Consider the following 17,300-nt stretch of genomic DNA (forward strand, 5'->3'; position numbering starts at 1 on the left):
ACATAACAATCTCAATATCAATGCATTATAAAAATAAATTAAGTATTAATAACCAAGTATTTTTATTAGCCTATTCGACGGTCGGGTCATAAGCTGGCTAAAAATAGAGGTCCTCAAACGCTCAGTCCAACTTATCGAGCAATGAGTAGCCGATGAGTAAAATTCCACAGACTTCCGGACTGTATTCGGATTAAATAGAGCCCATTTGGCAAATCTGCAACAGATAAACGATGTGTTGTACTACCGTCCACTTTAAGCGTTTCTGATCGCACCGATTGTCCGGTAGTGTTAAGCAAGTCGATTTGAACAGGCGAATTGTCCATACGGGGCAAGTCCAGATTCACGTAGGTTTGTGCCGGGTTGGGATAAACGTTCACGACAGGTTCGTACTCAGCACCAAGACGTCCTCCGCTCGTTGTTGTACAACCTACTGTTTCAATTTTCCAGTACTGGACATACGATCCGCTCGCGGTATACTGAATAACCTGACTTCCTTCATCCTGATTCGCAATATCCAGCAACATATTCGAATGAACAGCTTTCAGTGTCGAGTAGCCATCTCCCCCCCGTTTGAATAACCCATTTCTGATTACTGGCGCTGGTATTCGTCGATTGGACAACGCTTGCCCAACCCTGCGTTGACGCACCTTGTACGGCAAGCACTTTTCCACTGTGAATCGCGGCAAGCTGATAGGTATTCGTTGCGCCTGTTGGTCGAAGTTCCCATTTTTGCCAGGGCTGATTGCTATAGGTCTGTTGTTTAACGGAGGCTCCGTCAGATGTTAACGCACCTTCTACGCCTAATACCTTCCCACTCATCCGGTTCGTAACTTTATAACAGGTCGTAGCCGACACGGGGGGTGTAGATGTGGTGGTACTTGAACAGCCGGTGGTTTCAATTTTCCAGTACTGAACATACGATCCACTAGCCGAATATTGAATGATCTGACTTCCTTCGTCCTGATTCGCCATATCCAACAGCATATTGGAATGCACAGCTTTCAGCGTCGAATAACCATCACCATCTGTCTGAATAACCCACTTTTGGCTGGCAGCATTTGTGTTCGTAGTCTGTACAACACTCGCCCACCCCTGCGTTGAAGCACCCTGTACGGCAAGCACTTTCCCACTATGAGTTGCTGTGAGTTGATACGTATTCGAGCCTAGTGACTGAAACTTCCATTTTTGCCAGGGCATATCGACAAAGGTGCGCTGCTTAACTGAAGCGTCATCGGTCGTTAAGGCATCTTCTACACCTAACACCTTATTACTAATCCGATTCGTGATCTTATAACACAAAGCAGGATCAAACTGGCCCGGTGTTGACACCGTACCGGTTGTTAAACTAACCTCTACGCCACCAGACCATGCATTACCCGCCCGTGTGTAAACCCGAAAATAATACGTCGTTTGCGGATTTAAATTCGTAACTGTCATTGCGGTCGCTAGGCCGCGATAAACGACTTTCCCTCCTTCTATAACCGATCCGTTTCCTTGAAAATCAGCACTAGCCGTATAACTGGTACCTGACGGCCGATCTAAAAAACTACTACCCGCCCGAACAGCAACCAGCACTTCATCGAAAGGAGCTGTTGGGTAATTCCAGGTCAGACTAGTGATGGTTGTACCGGATAAAACCGCCTTCAAATTTTGCACAGCCAGATTCAACGACGCACAATCCGGGTAAACCTTAACGGAATCCATAGCTGTCAATCCGCCATTATCGGTAACCTGCACCGTAATCATGTAATAATAGGTATTGCCATCGCATCCTACAGGCGAAATATTCACGCTGGGCGATATACCAGCTATGGCTGGTTCCACATGTTGGTGGTTATTATGCCGTAGCGTCACTTGCCAGCTATACGCTAAACTACTGACGGCCTCATCGGTGACAGTGGCTTTCAGTTGATATACGCTTTCCCGGTCGAGTGGGTACAAACTCCCGTTGACAGGGTTAGTAATCTTAACCGTCGGAGCTGTATTGTTTAGCGAAATAATGATCTGTTGACTTGCCGTTAAACCCTTTGTGTCGGTTACGGTTAGTTGCACTGTAAACCCCTGCGTCCCTGTTCCCGAAAATACATGACTCGGATTGGCCGTTGTAGCTTTTGTCCCATCACCAAAATCCCAGGCATAGGTAAGTGCATCGCCGTCGGGGTCGCTGGAGCCATCGCCCTTAAATTGTACCGTTAACGGACTCGCTCCTTTTGTTTTATCAGCCGATAGCACAGCTACTGGCGGCTGGTTAGTCCCATAACTAACTTTTCGTATCTCTCCGTTATTGATATTGGTATAGTAAAGTCCGCCATCCAACGGGTTATATTCCAGATCTACCACGCCATTGGTTCCACCGGCCGGAATGAACTCCTTCACGTCGGTAATAGTCCCATTACTACCTAAGGTTGCCGCTTTGATCCAGTTAGCGCCATAGTCGGCAAAGTAGTACAGGTTACGGTAAGCTGTGGGAAAATTGGTGCCTGCGTAGTAAGCTCCTCCGGTTGAGCAGTTGCCTTTAAAAGGCGTGCCCGTTACCGAAGAGCCAGCCGCGCCCACCAAAGCAGTGGTTGTACTAGTGGCTGTCAGTTTCGGGGCACGGGCTATATTAGCATTATGATTCCAGTCTAAAGCAGGCACACTGTGCACATAGCGCCGTTGCAAGCCAGGTAAAGCCTGCCCGCTACAAGGATTCGTCACCGTAGTGGTTGAACTAGCAGCCTGTTTGAGCAGATTGGCAAAGGTTAGGTAAGGCTTATTGCACGTATTGGATGGATTCGGCTCATCCTTATTTTCGAGCGTTTGAGCGGCTGCGTAATACGAACTATTTTCCAGAATGCCTTCAAAAATAGGCCAGCCCGCATTCTCGCCCCCCTGCCGAATCAGGTGCATATCCTCCCAGGTATTCATGCCAACATCACCAACGAGCAGGATGCCAGGGTTTCCACTGGCTGGATTCGTAGTGCCCGTTCCGGGTTGAATACCCATCCGATAGGGATTACGAAAACCAAGGGCCCACACCCTTGAAGCCGCCGAACGTGGGCTAGTTGCGTTATAAAATGGATTGCTGCTCAGGCCATCGCCGGTATTGGGGTCCAGCCGAAGGATTTTCCCACAAAGCGACGTAATCATCTGCGCACGAAAAGCGCCTACATTCTCATTCGTCCGTAGAATGCCATCGTTAATGGCTGTTTGCCAGTAAGTCTCGCTGGCGCTGCCTTTATCAGTAGAGCTGTAACTGGCATTATCCCCCGTCGATACCAATAATGTACCATCGGCACCGAACAGAATGGTGCCACCCGCATGTGATTCATGCGTCAATGGCACCCCAGTTGACTTAGTTTCGCCAAGTAACACTTTGCGGCTACTCTGGTCGGTCGATAGTACGTTGTTCGTTGCGGTAACTTTATAACGCGTTACCCGGCTTATTGTGGCATTGTAATACTCATCTTTCGTGGCACTATACGAGGCTGTACCAAAGTAAAGTAGATGATGGCGGTCGACCATGTAGTAAAGGTAAATCAGACCATTCGTGGCAAAGTTTGGATCGAGGCATAGGCTCGCCAAACCAAAATCGCGCCAGTTGCCTACCTCTTCGCTAATGTCTAAAACAGGCATCGTCTGTTTTGTGTATTGAGTACCATTCCAGGTAGATACCCAAACACGACCCGCTTTATCCCACACAAAGAGCTGCTTTCCATCGGCCGAGAAGACCGTGCCCATCGGTGTCGTATAACCATTCTGGACTAAACTGTTGTTAAAACCTGTTGGCAGCGATTGAGCCAATGTGCGTACGCTCAGCAGCGTAAGTAGGCCAGCCATGAGCAACGTAAATCGTTTGGCTGAATAGTTCGTAGAGGATTTCTTCATAAGCTTTATTAAAAAACAGGGTTAGGGCAATAGACTTCCACTACCCCGAAAAACGGGGTATGCACACGAGAGAATATTCTTAAGAGAATCAGCTAAACATCATTCCATCCCGAATAATCAGCTTGCGGTCGGCAAGATCGGCCAGTTGTTCATTATGCGTCACAATGACAAGTGTCTGACCGAACTCATCACGAAGTTTGAAGAAAAGTTGATGCAGCTCCTGAGCATTGTGCGAATCAAGGTTACCGCTAGGTTCATCAGCGAAAACAATCGCTGGTTGATTAATCAATGCCCGGGCTACAGCAACTCGTTGTTGTTCACCGCCTGATAGTTGAGACGGCAAGTGAGATACCCGGTCACGTAGGCCAAGCAGCTCCAATAATTCGGTAGCTCGTTGCCGAACAGTTCGCTCGTCCTTACCCACGATAAATCCAGGCAGACATACATTTTCAAGGGCTGTAAACTCAGGCAACAAGTTGTTGAACTGAAAAACAAATCCGATACGTTCGTTACGGAACTGAGCCAGTTGACGATCATTCAGTCCAAAAACATTTTGCCCGGCAATCTGGAGTTCGCCGGAGTCGGGCCGATCAAGTGTACCCAGAATTTGGAGCAGTGTAGTTTTCCCGGCACCCGATGCGCCTACAATTGAGACAACCTCACCCGGTTCTATGCTCAGATTAATTCCTTTCAGAACAGGTAACTTACCGTAGTTCCGGCGTATATCAATTGTTTGAAGAAGCGACATGTACATTAAAGATGAATGAAAAATGATAAATGATGTCGGAGAAAAGAAGGTTTCGTAATCCATTTTAGTCGATTACGTTCATCATTCATCATTCATCATTCATCATTTCCTGTTAACTTGCCGCACAAAAATACGATTTCCAATCCTCCTTGTTGCAGTTGTCATGAATATACACGAGTATCAGGGTAAAGAAATTCTCAAAAAGTACGGTGTCCGCATTCAAGAGGGCATTGTTGCTGAGTCACCCGAAAAAGCCGTTGAAGCCGCTAAACAGATTATCGCTCAGTCGGGCCAGAAGTTTGTTGTGGTTAAATCCCAAATCCATGCTGGTGGACGGGGAAAGGGTCAGATTGTGGGTTCGGAGCAACGCGGAGTAGCCTTAGCCAAATCGGTCGATGCTGTACGCGACATTGCTAAAAACCTCATTGGCAATGTACTGGTTACCCATCAGACAGGCCCAGAAGGAAAACGGGTTAATAAAGTTCTCATCGCTGAGGATGTGTACTACCCAGGAGCGTCTTCGCCCAAAGAAATGTACATCGGCATCCTGCTCGATCGTAGCAAAGCCTGCAACGTAATTATGGCCAGTACCGAAGGTGGTATGGACATTGAAGAAGTAGCAGAGCATTCGCCCGAAAAAATCGTGAAGGAATGGATCGACCCAGCCGTTGGCTTGCAGCCTTTCCAGGCCCGCAAGGTGGCTTTCGGTCTTGGACTGGAAGGCGATGCCTTCAAGGAAATGGTGAAATTCGTTACATCGCTGTACAAAGCGTATGTTGACACCGATGCGTCGATGTTCGAAATTAACCCAGTTCTGAAAACGTCGGACAATAAAATTCTGGCCGTTGATGCGAAGGTTAATTTAGATGACAATGCTCTGTATCGTCATCCTGACCTGAAATCGATGCGCGATCTGGCCGAAGAAGATCCTCTCGAAGTAGAAGCATCTGCCAGCGACCTGAATTACGTAAAACTCGACGGTAACGTGGGTTGTATGGTAAACGGTGCCGGTCTGGCTATGGCCACGATGGACATCATCAAACTATCGGGTGGTGAGCCTGCTAACTTCCTCGATGTTGGGGGTGGTGCCAATGCGAAAACGGTAGAAGCTGGTTTCCGTATCATACTGAAAGATCCGAACGTAAAAGCTATTCTGATTAACATCTTCGGTGGTATCGTTCGTTGCGACCGTGTTGCTACTGGCGTTGTGGAGGCTTACAAAGCCATTGGCGATATTCCGGTTCCGATCATTGTTCGCCTGCAAGGAACAAATGCAGCCGAAGGCGCGAAAATCATTGATGATTCGGGCCTGAAAGTACAGTCGGCGGTTGAGTTGAAAGAAGCTGCCGAAAAAGTACGTCAGGTTGTAGCTGCTTTATAACTTATGTCTGGGCCAAGCTCTGGCTTGGCCATTGAAGTAATTAAGAATAGGCCAAGCCAGAACTTGGCCCAGACATAAAAAAGCCGGGATCAGAGTCCCGGCTTTTTTATGTCTATACGTTTCTACTTAACGACGTGCGTAATATTTCTGCGCTTCAGGTAATAATTTTTGCAAATCAGCAATTCGGCGTTCATCAGATGGGTGATCTGACAAGAATTCAGCAGGTGCTTTTCCACCACTTGCTTTTGCCATCCGGGTCCAGAACGTAATGGCTTCTCTCGGATCATAACCCGCCATCGACATAAAAATAAGCCCCAGATGGTCGGCTTCGGATTCCTGACCGCGGCTATGTGGAAGGCCAACACCGTATTGATAAGCGAGTGGCCCTACAACACCAAACGCCTGCTGAAACAAAGCCTGAGTTTGCGGACTTCGTGCCGATGTTGCAATACCCGTTGCTACCTGACCAGCTTGTAACAGTCCATTGGCTACCAATCCTTCACTCATCCGTTCGTTCCCGTGTTCGGCAATGGCGTGCGAAACTTCGTGTCCTAGTACAGTCGCTAAACCTGCTTCATTCTGCGTGTAGGGCAAAATGCCGGAGTACACCACAATTTTTCCACCTGGCATACACCAGGCATTTACCTGATTACTTTGCACCAGGTGGTATTCCCATTTGAAGCCTTCCAAACGCTTAGCGTACCCATTGCTATTCATGTAACTTTCTACAGCCTGACGAATACGGTTACCAACCCGGTTAACCATCTCAGCATCGCTATTGCTGGTATTGATTACTTTGCTGGTATCTAAAAATGCTTTGTATTGAGTGAAACTCATCGAAAGCATATCATTATTAGGCACTAAAATTAATTGTCGGCGTCCCGTAAGGGGCACTTTCTCGCAGGCAGTAATGGCGAAAGCCAGCGACAACATGATAATTAAGGTTGTTCTCATCTTTGGTGGTTTTATTAATTGGTAGATGGTGTTCTGACGTTATATGACGCGTAAGGTACCAGAATTGTTCAAATTTTTCCAGCCCAATGCGGTCAGCCCCTCTTTAGTCCTTAGATTTGTAGCAATCTAAAAAGTTTAGTAACGCGGACATCCTGTCCGCTTTTTACCTGATAAGAGCGGACAGGATGTCCGCGTTACTCTCTATGAAAATCATCTGCGTTGGTCGAAATTACGCCGACCATGTTAAAGAACTCAACAACGAGCAGCCCGAAGATCCGGTTATCTTCATGAAACCCGAAACGGCTATTCCTCTCAAAAACGAACCATTTTTCTACCCAGATTTTTCCAGCGATGTCCATCACGAAGTTGAGATTCTGGTCAAGATAAATCGGGTGGGCAAAAATATCGATGAAAAGTTTGCCTATAAATATTACGACGAAATTGGTGTTGGTATTGATTTCACAGCCCGAGATTTACAGAGTAAGCTAAAGGCGAAAGGATTACCCTGGGAGTTGGCGAAAGGCTTCAATGGCTCTGCCCCTATTTCGGGTTTTGTACCCAAGACCGATTTCCCGGATCTACAAAATTTAAACTTCCACCTCGACATCAATGGTGAAATCCGGCAAACGGGCAACACCAATCTGATGATGTTCAAAATCGATTACCTGATTTCGTTCGTGTCGCGGTATTTCTTGCTGCAACAGGGCGATATTATCTTCACGGGTACCCCAAAGGGCGTTGGACCTGTGCAAATCGGCGACCGGCTTACGGCTTATATTGAGGATAAACCCATGTTGACGTTTGACGTGAAGTAATTCCATTTTGCCCGACCAAAAGCATAGTTCGGTCGGGCAAAAACCATTTACAACCTTGCTATTGATACGTTTTCTTTTTTATACGTTTATTACAGTTTTCACCTGTACAGAACTGGCGGTTGGACAATCGACTAAACCAGTCTCAACCACCGAATCAGGACAACCACAAACAGGCTATATTCAGCCGGGTACGCTTGTCGATGGTTATTTTATGTTTCCAATTCAACCTGGGGCTGCGAATTCGTTATCGGGTGGTATGGGCGATTTGCGACCCAATCACTTTCATGCTGGTTTAGACATACGTACCGGCGGGCGCGAAGGACTTGACGTTCATGCAGCTGCCGATGGGTATGTTTCCCGAATTGCGGTTTTCACAGGTGGTTACGGTAATGTCATCTTTATCAAACATCCCAATGGCCTCACAACCGTTTATGGCCACCTCAAAGCGTTAAAAGATACCCTGGGCGTCTACCTTCGAGAGCAACAGTATCAGAAAAAAACGTTTGAGATTGATCTACGGCCTCAACCGGGCCAATTTCCGGTAAAAAAAGGTGATGTTGTTGCGGCATCAGGCAATACTGGGGGATCTGGCGGGCCACACCTGCACTTCGAGATTCGGGATAACAAAGACAATCTGATTAACCCGCTGCTCTATAATTTCTCCGAGATCCAGGACAATGTGCCGCCCTATTTTGAGCGTGTTGCCCTGAAAACCATGACAGCCACTTCGCGCATTAACGGCGAATACCAGCGTGTCAGTTATGCACCTGTTCGGCGCTCCGATGGTACGTTTACGATTGTACAGCCCATTACAGCGTCGGGGCTGATTGGCATGGAAGTATTGGCCTACGACAAAACCAGCGGCTCGCCTTACCGAAATGGCATTAGCTGTCTGGAAATTAGGCTCGATGGTCGCGAAGTGTTTGCCTACAACATGAACAGCTTCCCGAATGAGCAAACGCGGTTCATGAACGTCCACGAAAACTATGAAGTTGAACAAACCAGTGGGCAACGTTATCACCGAGGCTACATTGCCGATGGCAACATTCTGAATCTGTATAAACTACAAAGCAACGCAGCCTATCGCGGCCGATTACCTTTACTGGATGGCCAGCCGCATGAGGTTACGTTGACACTCTACGATGCGTCTGATCACTCAACACAATTAACCTTTACGATTCAGCCAGAAGTTGCATCTACCAGTTCAGCTCGGGCAGATTCATTAACGATTCCTCCAGCCAATTTCAGAGGAGAGTCACTAAGTGGTGACCCAACTGCTACCATTACTACCGACGAAAATGTACTGAAGCTAACCGTCAAAAATATAACAGCGTCAAATCCACCGGTTGCTAAATTGATCTCAGGTCGCACTGTAACGGAGCAGCCTGTTAGCTATGTCCGTAACAACCAAGCCGTTTATCTTATAGATTTGCGCCAGACTTTACCTGATTCTGTTCAGTTTGGTCGGGGGGTTGTACGAACAAATTTCAAGAAGCGTATCATACCCGGCCGAAATGAAGTGGTTGTCGATGGAAGCGCCCGGTTGGAATTTAGTCCGAGAACTCTGTTCGATACATTGCATTTAGCCATGCGGTCGATACCAGGAGGAGGCTTAGAAATTAACCAGTCTACAATTCCACTCAACGATTACTTGACGATTCAGTACACACCCAATTACCCGATTGCCATTGATACAGCTCGAACCAAAATGTATTGGACTAGTGGTGGTAACGAAAGTTTTCTGGGGGGTACCTGGACTAAAGGGCGAATTGAATTCAAAACCCGTTCGCTGGGGCGATTTCAATTAATGACGGACATCAATCCGCCCAGAGTTGAGATTCTATCCGCAACGCCGAAAGGCATTACAGCGCGTATTCGGGATGATTTGTCAGGTATTGCCGAGTTTAGAGCATTGGTGAATGGTGAGTGGGTGCTGATGCAATATGACTACAAGCGAGCATTGCTCTGGTCAGATAAGTTAGACCCAGACGAACCGTTTGAGGCTGGTGCCGAAGTGTTAGTACAAGTAAAAGATCGGTCGGGTAATATTGGTTCTGACAGTACGACTATTGACGTACCCAGAGCACCTGTACACCGAAAAGCAACCCCAAAAGGGAAAAAGAGAAGACGATAAGCAAACCTATAAGGTTTTTAAAACCCTATAGGTTTATTAAACCAACAACTACATGAGCCTATCCATCGGCGATCCAGCTCCCGACTTTACGAGCGCTGACCAAACTGGTCAGCCTATTAAGTTGTCTGATTATCGGGGCAAGAAAGTGGTACTCTATTTCTATCCCAAAGACAATACACCGGGCTGTACAGCCCAGGCTTGTAGCCTGCGCGATAATTACAGCGCTTTACAGGCAGCAGGCTACGAGGTCTTAGGGGTTAGTGTGGATGATCAGAAATCACACCAGAAGTTTATCAACAAATTCGATCTACCCTTTACACTCGTTGCGGATACCGACAACCAACTCGTAGAAGCCTACGATGTATGGAAAGAGAAGTCCATGTATGGTAAAAAGTTTATGGGTATCGTTCGGACCACGTTCCTGATCGATGAGAACGGTATCATTACCGATATCATTGGAAAAGTAGATACCCAAAATCACGCCCAACAAATTTTAATGTAACGCGGACTGGAAGTCCGCCTTTATCTACCAATTGCTACAGCGGACTGGAAGTCCGCGCTACTTTATGGAAATCGAACAACTCAAAAGCACGGCTACGGCCGTTCGGCGCGATATTCTTCGCATGGTTGCCGCTGTTAATTCGGGTCACCCCGGCGGATCATTAGGCTGCACCGATTTTTTGGTCGCCCTCTATTTCGAGGTAATGAACCGAAAAAAAGATGCGGATGGTAATCCTATTTTTGACATGGACGGCCGGGATGAAGATATCTTCTTCCTCTCGAATGGGCACATTTCGCCAGTGTTTTATTCGGTGCTTGCGCGGGCAGGTTATTTCCCGGTTTCTGAATTAGCCACCTTCCGCAAGTTAGACAGTCGGCTACAAGGGCACCCTACCACGGCTGAACACCTGCCGGGTATCCGCATCGCGTCGGGTTCATTGGGACAGGGTTTATCGGTAGCAAGTGGTGCCGCTTATTCCAAAAAACTCAACGGCGATAAAAGCCATGTATATGTGCTAATGGGAGACGGTGAGCAACAGGAAGGCCAAATTTGGGAAGCAGCTCAGTTTGCACCCAATAAAAAACTTGGCAACCTGACCGCCATCATTGACCTCAACCACGCACAAATTGACGGTACGACCGACAACGTAAACAGCAACCGCGACCTGGCTGCCAAATACCGCGCCTTCGGCTGGTACGTTGAAGAGATGGAAGGTAATGACATTGCCGATGTGATTCATACGCTTAAGAAATCACAGGAAGACCCCGATGTTCCAACGATGATTCTGATGCACACCGAAATGGGCTTCGGCGTTGAATACATGGTGGGCAACTACAAATGGCACGGTACGGCTCCTAATGCTGAGCAATTAACGCAAGCCTTGAACGGGTTGCCATTATCAGTAGGTGTAACGGATTATTAAAATTTGTAGAGACAAGGCATGCCTTGTCTCTACGTATATTATGAAAATCAAACGCCTGGTCATAGAAAATTTCAAGTCCATTGAGCGGATCGAGCTTATTGAGCCGAATCCGTTTACGGTCTTTGTCGGCCCTAACGGGTCGGGCAAGTCGAATATTTTCGAGGCTTTGGAGTTTTTCGATCTAGTATCTCAATATAAAGACGCTAGCAGTTTATTTGGCGGGTTGGATAGTATAAGGAGAAAGCAAAACACTACTGCAGAATTTAGACTCTCTTATGAACTAGAAAAATTCCTTATTGAACGTGATAATTCTATAGAGACAACGACTTACAATTTTAAGTCTGAAGAAGATAGCGCTCTTACTATTGAAGAAAACACAGGAAGAATTTCTTACAAAGATCAAGAGTTTCAGCAGTTTCTTAATTTCTCCCGAATTTTTGTCGGCAATAAAAATAGGTTGGAGCGTAATGATAATAAACGCCTATCATTATCTGCGAGTAATCTTGAAAAAGTATTGAAGCGAATTTTGTCCGATAATACTTTAAAAAATGAAATCTTCGAGTGGCTTGAACTATTCGTTCCAGAGTTCAAAGCCGTTGAAATCGACGATCGAGATGAGTTACATTGGTTTGAGGAGTTTGCTCCAAATTATTTTACCAAGGACTTAATTTCTGACGGTACATATAATATTCTGGCTCTACTCACTGCTGTCTATCAAAGCGACGATAAGCCTCAATTCCTGTGTATTGAAGAGCCTGAAAATGGCCTACATCCACAAGTTGCACGGGAATTAGTTGATTTCTTCCGAATCATGTGTGAGGAGCGTGGGCATCATATCTGGTTGAATACTCATTCGCAATCAATGATAGCCAGGGTAAAGCCAGAAGAAATGGTTATCGTTGATAAAAAGCAAGGCACTACTCGAATTAAGCAGATTTCAAAAGAGGAATTTAAAAATTGGCGGATGGACGAAGCCTTACTAATGAATGCTTTCGGAGGTGGGCTTGCGTGGTAAAGGTTGGTTTTATTTGTGAAGGTAAAACGGAACAAGAAATTATTGAATCAAGCAATTTTCAAGATTGGCTTGATCGAAATGGCTTAAGATGTGTTAATCCTGTTTTCGATGTTGCTGGAAGTGGTAATCTGTTGCCTCATCGCCTGGGAGATATTCGGGATACACTATTTAGGAATGGAGCCAATGTCATTGTTATTATAACTGACCTCGATCAAGATCAGTGTATTACAGTAACACGTCAGCGTATAACTCAACAAGATAATCAAGTTGTGATTATTGCTGTAAAGCAAATTGAATCTTGGTTTCTAAGTGATTCAACTACTTTACGTAGGCTGTTTTCAGATAATGCATTTGAGTTTAGTAATCCAGAGGCAGAGAACAATCCATTCGCTACTTTAAAGCGCTTGTTTGAATTAAAAACTGGTCGAGGTATCGGAACAAAACCAATGTTGGCTCGACGCATGTTGAAATACGGCTTTACCATCGAAAATGCAGCTCAACATCCAAATTGCCCTAGTGCCCACTATTTTCTAACTAAATTGCAAACCCTCGCTTCGGCGAATTAATAGACATGAAAAAATACGAATACACAGAGAAAAAAGACACGCGGTCGGGTTTCGGCGCGGGTATATCTGAACTAGGCCGAACGAATCCTAATGTGATCGCTCTGACAGCCGATCTGGCTGGCTCACTCAAGCTGGAAACGTTCATTAAAGAATATCCTGAACGCTTCGTTCAGTGCGGTATTGCCGAAGCTAATATGATTGGTGTGTCGGCGGGTTTGACCATTGGTGGCCATATTCCGTTTGCAACGACCTTCGCCAACTTCGCTACGGGTCGCGTATATGACCAGATTCGTCAGTCGGTAGCGTATTCAAACAAGAATGTGAAGATTTGCGCTTCCCACGCCGGTTTGACGCTAGGCGAAGATGGGGCAACTCACCAGATTCTGGAAGATTTGGGCATGATGAAAATGCTGCCCAACATGACCGTTATCAATCCCTGCGATTATAACCAAACCAAAGCGGCTACCATTGCTATTGCGGAGCACGTTGGTCCAGTTTACCTACGCTTCGGTCGACCCGTGATTCCGGTGTTTACACCCGCCGATCAGAAATTTGAAATTGGCAAGGCATGGACGGTAAACGAAGGTAAAGATGTATCGATTTTCTGCACAGGTCACCTGGTTTGGGAAGCCATCAAAGCGGGCGAAATCCTGGCTGAACAGGGAATTGACGCCGATATTATCAATATTCACACAATTAAGCCGTTAGATGTAGAGGCCATTCTGGCATCGGTGAAGAAAACCGGCTGTGCTGTATCGGCAGAAGAACACATGCTTAACGGTGGTTTAGGTGATAGCGTTGCACAGGTTCTGTCGCAAAATTTCCCTGCCCCACTGGAATACATCGGCGTTCACGATACCTTTGGCGAAAGTGGTACACCCGACCAGTTAATGCAGAAATATGGCCTGACTGCCGACAAAATTGTTGAGCAGGCGAAAAAAGCAATAGCAAGAAAATAGGTTTTTGGTTTACGGTTTACGGTCTACGGTTGGCTGGCGCGAAAATAGTTTAAATGCACCAGCTAACCGTAAACCAAAAACCAAAAACCAAAACCATGAACCAATGACTGACGCAGAAATTCTCGCCAAATACCGCGACCCGTCGAGCCGGAATTTTGCCTTTAATCTGTTGGTGCGACAGTACCAGCAGAAAATCTATTGGCATATCCGTAAAATGGTTATTGATCACGACGATGCCGATGATTTGGTGCAGGAAACATTCATAAAAGTGTGGAACAGCCTGGAACAGTTTCGGGGTGATAGTCAGTTATATACCTGGATATATCGCATTGCTACCAATGAGTGCCTTAACTTTCTGAACAAGAAACGTCGACGCTTTTTTCTGCCCATTGGCGACGTTGAAGGCGAATTGATGGAAAAACTGGAGAGTAACAGCGATTATGTTACATCCGGCAACGAACTCAGTGGTGAAGACGTACAGTTGAAGTTACAGAAGGCGCTACTAAAATTACCCGATAAGCAACGTTTGGTGTTCAACATGAAGTACTTCGATGATATGAAGTATGAGGACATTTCAGATATTACGGGAACATCGGTAGGGGCCTTGAAAGCATCGTATCATCTGGCAGTGAAAAAAATTGAAGATTATCTGACAAAAACTGATACAACCGATTAAACCCCAGCCGCTTTAGACTGTCCAATTCGTACAACACGGGAACCTAATTGTGTATTTGATACACACCACGATAATGAATGACAAAAACGAATTTCGGCTTGACGAACTGCCCCCTGAACATCGACTGAGGCAGTTGCCGTTTACGACTCCAGAAGGGTATTTTGACACGTTACCATCGCGTGTACAAGCTCGCGCGGTTCGTAAGTCAAAGCCGGCTTTTAGTATCACCTGGTCGTGGCAGCGCTCGATAGCGTCATTGGCTGGGGCTAGTCTGATTGCCGTGCTGGTTTGGCAAACTTTACCCCAACGGCAGGAGTCATTGGGAAATGAAGTGTTGGCCGGTGTGAGTGACGAAGCTATTACGGCTTATCTTGATGAACAAGGGGTAGACGCCAGCGAATTGGCCGATGCACAACAAATTCATTCGTCGTTGGGCAGCGACACAACCGCGATTCAGTTCCTTAATGTGCAGCCAAAGGATATTCAACAGCACATTAAAGAACAAACTGCACTGGATAGTCCGAACTTCGGTTCCTGATTTTTGAATGGTTAACTTTACCACAATGAGACACGCATGGATTGGTTGGCTGGTTGGACTACTGTTTATAGCACAAGTGGCCAACGCACAGAACGACCCTAACGGACGGCAGAAAATTGAAGCAGCTAAGATTGGGCTGATTACGAACCGGCTCAACTTAACAACGGATCAGGCTCCCCAGTTCTGGGCAATTTATAATGAATACAATGCCAAGAAGCAGGAACTGAATCGTCGGATTCGGCAATTGAATAACGAACCGTCGCGCACAAACCTAAACGATAATCAGTTAGTAAACGGCCTTCGGGAAGTCAATTCCAATAAACAAAAACTCGCCGACCTTGACGACGAGTATATGAGCCGATTCCTGAAAGTAATTTCGCCCGCTCAATTGGCGGAGCTTTATAAGACTGAGCAGATGTTTAACAGGATGCTGCTCAATAAGTTGAATCAAAACTAATCTGAACCGGGATTTTAACAAGATTAAAAGGATTTACACGATTATCCGCTAATGCTTTATTAATCGTATGAATCTTTCAAATCTTGTTAAAATCCCGGTTCAGACTAATACCGCACTACTTTAAATCTCGAAATACCACCATCGAAACGGATGGTTATTTTCTTTTTAGTGCCATCGTAACCAGGGCTAATAAATTCGCCACCGCCCACACTGGTAAAATCATCTAGCTGTTCCAGGTTAAGAGCGCCATCTTTTTTGATCCGGCAACCCACTTCTTTCGGAACACGGACGGTTACCGAAGCCGCTCCTACATCCAGCTTCACGTCCGACACGTCGGCTTTGGCACCGAGTTTCAGATCAAGTTCAGCAGCACCAGCGCCAACTTTTAAGCTCTTGACGGTGTAAGCACTCAAATCAAGATCACCCTGACCGGCGCCCAAAGCTACATCCATTGACCAAACGGGAGTAGAGTTCAGATGCACGTCAACGCGATTCTCGAACTTGCCATCTTTAAAATCAATATGTTGATCTTCATCTGTTGGCTTAAGTTCGATAGTTGGAATATGGGTGGTTTCGTCCCGATCTACCGACATTGAGTAACTACCCGTCGTTTGCTTGGTGTCGGCTTTGATGAGTTCAGAGCTTGGCTCGCTAATGATAAACCGTCCAGCGCCACCCGACAATTTCAGGACAGCTTCGCGCGTATCGGCATCCATGTTTTCGGCAAACGTATTAGTCTGCACCTTAACACTTTCCGATTCCCGGCGCTCTCGCTCCGACTGATAATCGTCGTCGTTGTTGTCATTGTCATCATCAGAATTTCCATGATCATCATCGTCGTCATGCCAGCGCATATTGAACTCATCACGATCCCGATGATGCGATAGAAAACCAAATAATGTAGTAGGTACGGCTACGGCTAACATAACAGTTGTAATAAAAGCCGCCGGATTCCCACGCCGTTCCAGGATCAGGTTTATACCTCCCAGAATCAGCAGCACTGGCCATAAATTCACTAATAAATGCCAGTCAATATCGAGCATACCCGCCCGCCGAGCCAGAAATAACACGCCTAGCGTTAAGAGAAAAATGCCCCAGAACAATCCATTTTTTCGTTGCATAAGTCTTAGGGATGTATGCTATAGGATATATGATATATTGCCTGAATACATCATATATCCTATAGCATACATCTATTAAAGTGTTCCGTTCGGGTCGTTGTTTGTATTTGTTGTGTCGTAAGGAGGTTTGATCCGATCCTTAAAAATCAGCCACAAACCAATTGCGATCAGAACAAACGGCCATAGATCACCAAAGTCAATGTCGAAATAACGGTCCAGTAAAAACAGGACACCAAGGATAATCAAAACGGCCCCGCCAATAATGCTACGGTCGGGAGATGCAGGCTTGTTCGGATTGTAGGGATTCATGGCAAAATAAGGATTAGAAAAAGCAGTTGATTGGGATGTTGCGCTACCAAAACGACGTTCGGGAAGTGCAATCCACAAGATAATGTAAATGATAATAGCCGGAAAGTGGGGCAGGAAAATTCCGATTACAAAAAGGACGCGCACCAATGCACGGTCAATGCCAAAATAATCGGCCAAACCAGCACATACCCCCCCAATTTGGGCCTGGTCGGCAATACGTTCTAATCGCTTGTTCATGATTGCTGTTGTTTAAAACGATGTAAACCTACTAGATAACCCTATTTGGCAAAAGGAGAATTGGAAGAATGGACGCGGTTATGGATGGAAGTATGTTTT

The 17,300-nt window shown here is 46.1% G+C and carries 17 protein-coding genes; 11 read left to right on the forward strand and 6 right to left on the reverse strand.

The features are described 5' to 3' along the window. Positions 1-131: 131 nt before the first annotated feature. From H3H32_RS37540 to H3H32_RS17885, 3 genes are all read right to left on the reverse strand, one after another. A complete protein-coding gene (locus H3H32_RS37540; protein ID WP_240543806.1) occupies positions 132-524 on the reverse strand; it encodes a T9SS type A sorting domain-containing protein in 393 nt (130 codons plus the stop codon). Continuing rightward, on the reverse strand, positions 496-3,867 hold the full coding sequence (locus H3H32_RS17880; RefSeq protein ID WP_240543807.1) for an RICIN domain-containing protein: 3,372 nt from the start codon (positions 3,865-3,867) through the stop codon (positions 496-498). The genes H3H32_RS37540 and H3H32_RS17880 overlap by 29 nt, the downstream gene beginning before the upstream one ends. 88 nt (positions 3,868-3,955) lie before the next feature. Then, positions 3,956-4,615 carry an ABC transporter ATP-binding protein gene (locus H3H32_RS17885; RefSeq protein WP_182464021.1) on the reverse strand — a complete coding sequence of 220 codons (660 nt, stop codon included), beginning with the start codon at positions 4,613-4,615 and terminating at the stop codon, positions 3,956-3,958. 163 nt (positions 4,616-4,778) lie between these two features. On the opposite strand from H3H32_RS17885, the gene sucC reads away from it, so the two are divergent. Continuing rightward, a complete protein-coding gene (sucC, locus tag H3H32_RS17890; protein WP_182464022.1) occupies positions 4,779-5,996 on the forward strand; it encodes an ADP-forming succinate--CoA ligase subunit beta in 1,218 nt (405 codons plus the stop codon). A 126-nt stretch (positions 5,997-6,122) separates the two neighbouring features. On the opposite strand, the gene H3H32_RS17895 is transcribed toward sucC, so the two are convergent. Beyond that, positions 6,123-6,950, reverse strand: coding sequence for a M48 family metallopeptidase (locus tag H3H32_RS17895; RefSeq protein WP_182464023.1), 828 nt, complete (start codon positions 6,948-6,950; stop codon positions 6,123-6,125). Positions 6,951-7,153: 203 nt separating this feature from the next. On the opposite strand from H3H32_RS17895, the gene H3H32_RS17900 reads away from it, so the two are divergent. From H3H32_RS17900 to H3H32_RS17945, 10 genes are all read left to right on the forward strand, one after another. Then, positions 7,154-7,765, forward strand: coding sequence for a fumarylacetoacetate hydrolase family protein (locus H3H32_RS17900; protein WP_182464024.1), 612 nt, complete (start codon positions 7,154-7,156; stop codon positions 7,763-7,765). Between the two features lie 211 nt (positions 7,766-7,976). Further along, positions 7,977-9,899, forward strand: a complete 1,923-nt coding sequence (locus H3H32_RS17905) for a M23 family metallopeptidase (RefSeq protein ID WP_182464385.1) — start codon at positions 7,977-7,979, stop codon at positions 9,897-9,899. A gap of 52 nt (positions 9,900-9,951) precedes the next feature. Then, positions 9,952-10,401, forward strand: a complete 450-nt coding sequence (bcp, locus tag H3H32_RS17910; RefSeq protein ID WP_182464025.1) for a thioredoxin-dependent thiol peroxidase — start codon at positions 9,952-9,954, stop codon at positions 10,399-10,401. Positions 10,402-10,465: 64 nt separating this feature from the next. Next, positions 10,466-11,323, forward strand: a complete 858-nt coding sequence (locus H3H32_RS17915; protein ID WP_182464026.1) for a transketolase — start codon at positions 10,466-10,468, stop codon at positions 11,321-11,323. A 40-nt stretch (positions 11,324-11,363) separates the two neighbouring features. Beyond that, positions 11,364-12,338: an AAA family ATPase gene (locus tag H3H32_RS17920; protein WP_182464027.1), complete on the forward strand. Its 975-nt coding sequence runs from the start codon at positions 11,364-11,366 to the stop codon at positions 12,336-12,338. Then, the gene (locus tag H3H32_RS17925) at positions 12,332-12,904 is read left to right on the forward strand and encodes a hypothetical protein (protein WP_182464028.1); all 573 of its coding nucleotides are present in this window, start codon (positions 12,332-12,334) and stop codon (positions 12,902-12,904) included. Before H3H32_RS17920 ends, H3H32_RS17925 begins: the two co-directional genes overlap by 7 nt. Positions 12,905-12,909: 5 nt before the next feature. After that, positions 12,910-13,863, forward strand: a complete 954-nt coding sequence (locus H3H32_RS17930) for a transketolase family protein (RefSeq protein WP_182464029.1) — start codon at positions 12,910-12,912, stop codon at positions 13,861-13,863. Positions 13,864-13,966: 103 nt separating this feature from the next. Next, complete coding sequence (locus H3H32_RS17935; RefSeq protein WP_182464030.1) at positions 13,967-14,539, forward strand: RNA polymerase sigma factor; 573 nt, start codon at positions 13,967-13,969, stop codon at positions 14,537-14,539. Between the two features lie 73 nt (positions 14,540-14,612). Then, a complete protein-coding gene (locus tag H3H32_RS17940) occupies positions 14,613-15,077 on the forward strand; it encodes a hypothetical protein (RefSeq protein ID WP_182464031.1) in 465 nt (154 codons plus the stop codon). Between the two features lie 7 nt (positions 15,078-15,084). Next, entirely contained in the window at positions 15,085-15,534 is a 450-nt protein-coding gene (locus H3H32_RS17945; protein ID WP_182464032.1) for a hypothetical protein, read from the forward strand. A gap of 104 nt (positions 15,535-15,638) precedes the next feature. On the opposite strand, the gene H3H32_RS17950 is transcribed toward H3H32_RS17945, so the two are convergent. Continuing rightward, positions 15,639-16,655 (reverse strand): toast rack family protein, encoded by a 1,017-nt coding sequence (locus tag H3H32_RS17950; RefSeq protein ID WP_182464033.1) that lies wholly within the window; start codon positions 16,653-16,655, stop codon positions 15,639-15,641. Positions 16,656-16,730: 75 nt separating this feature from the next. Further along, the gene (locus H3H32_RS17955; protein WP_182464034.1) at positions 16,731-17,201 is read right to left on the reverse strand and encodes a PspC domain-containing protein; all 471 of its coding nucleotides are present in this window, start codon (positions 17,199-17,201) and stop codon (positions 16,731-16,733) included. Positions 17,202-17,300 lie beyond the last annotated feature (99 nt).

Source organism: Spirosoma foliorum (assembly GCF_014117325.1).
GTDB lineage: Bacteria > Bacteroidota > Bacteroidia > Cytophagales > Spirosomataceae > Spirosoma > Spirosoma foliorum.

Bases quoted from the DNA above. Each gene is read 5' to 3' on its own strand.
- H3H32_RS37540 (WP_240543806.1), bottom strand. From the start codon at position 524: ATGTTGCTGGATATTGCGAATCAGGATGAAGGAAGTCAGGTTATTCAG.
- H3H32_RS17880 (WP_240543807.1), bottom strand. From the start codon at position 3,867: ATGAAGAAATCCTCTACGAACTATTCAGCCAAACGATTTACGTTGCTC.
- H3H32_RS17885 (WP_182464021.1), bottom strand. From the start codon at position 4,615: ATGTCGCTTCTTCAAACAATTGATATACGCCGGAACTACGGTAAGTTA.
- sucC (WP_182464022.1), top strand. From the start codon at position 4,779: ATGAATATACACGAGTATCAGGGTAAAGAAATTCTCAAAAAGTACGGT.
- H3H32_RS17895 (WP_182464023.1), bottom strand. From the start codon at position 6,950: ATGAGAACAACCTTAATTATCATGTTGTCGCTGGCTTTCGCCATTACT.
- H3H32_RS17900 (WP_182464024.1), top strand. From the start codon at position 7,154: ATGAAAATCATCTGCGTTGGTCGAAATTACGCCGACCATGTTAAAGAA.
- H3H32_RS17905 (WP_182464385.1), top strand. From the start codon at position 7,977: ATGTTTCCAATTCAACCTGGGGCTGCGAATTCGTTATCGGGTGGTATG.
- bcp (WP_182464025.1), top strand. From the start codon at position 9,952: ATGAGCCTATCCATCGGCGATCCAGCTCCCGACTTTACGAGCGCTGAC.
- H3H32_RS17915 (WP_182464026.1), top strand. From the start codon at position 10,466: ATGGAAATCGAACAACTCAAAAGCACGGCTACGGCCGTTCGGCGCGAT.
- H3H32_RS17920 (WP_182464027.1), top strand. From the start codon at position 11,364: ATGAAAATCAAACGCCTGGTCATAGAAAATTTCAAGTCCATTGAGCGG.
- H3H32_RS17930 (WP_182464029.1), top strand. From the start codon at position 12,910: ATGAAAAAATACGAATACACAGAGAAAAAAGACACGCGGTCGGGTTTC.
- H3H32_RS17935 (WP_182464030.1), top strand. From the start codon at position 13,967: ATGACTGACGCAGAAATTCTCGCCAAATACCGCGACCCGTCGAGCCGG.
- H3H32_RS17940 (WP_182464031.1), top strand. From the start codon at position 14,613: ATGAATGACAAAAACGAATTTCGGCTTGACGAACTGCCCCCTGAACAT.
- H3H32_RS17945 (WP_182464032.1), top strand. From the start codon at position 15,085: ATGGTTAACTTTACCACAATGAGACACGCATGGATTGGTTGGCTGGTT.
- H3H32_RS17950 (WP_182464033.1), bottom strand. From the start codon at position 16,655: ATGCAACGAAAAAATGGATTGTTCTGGGGCATTTTTCTCTTAACGCTA.
- H3H32_RS17955 (WP_182464034.1), bottom strand. From the start codon at position 17,201: ATGAACAAGCGATTAGAACGTATTGCCGACCAGGCCCAAATTGGGGGG.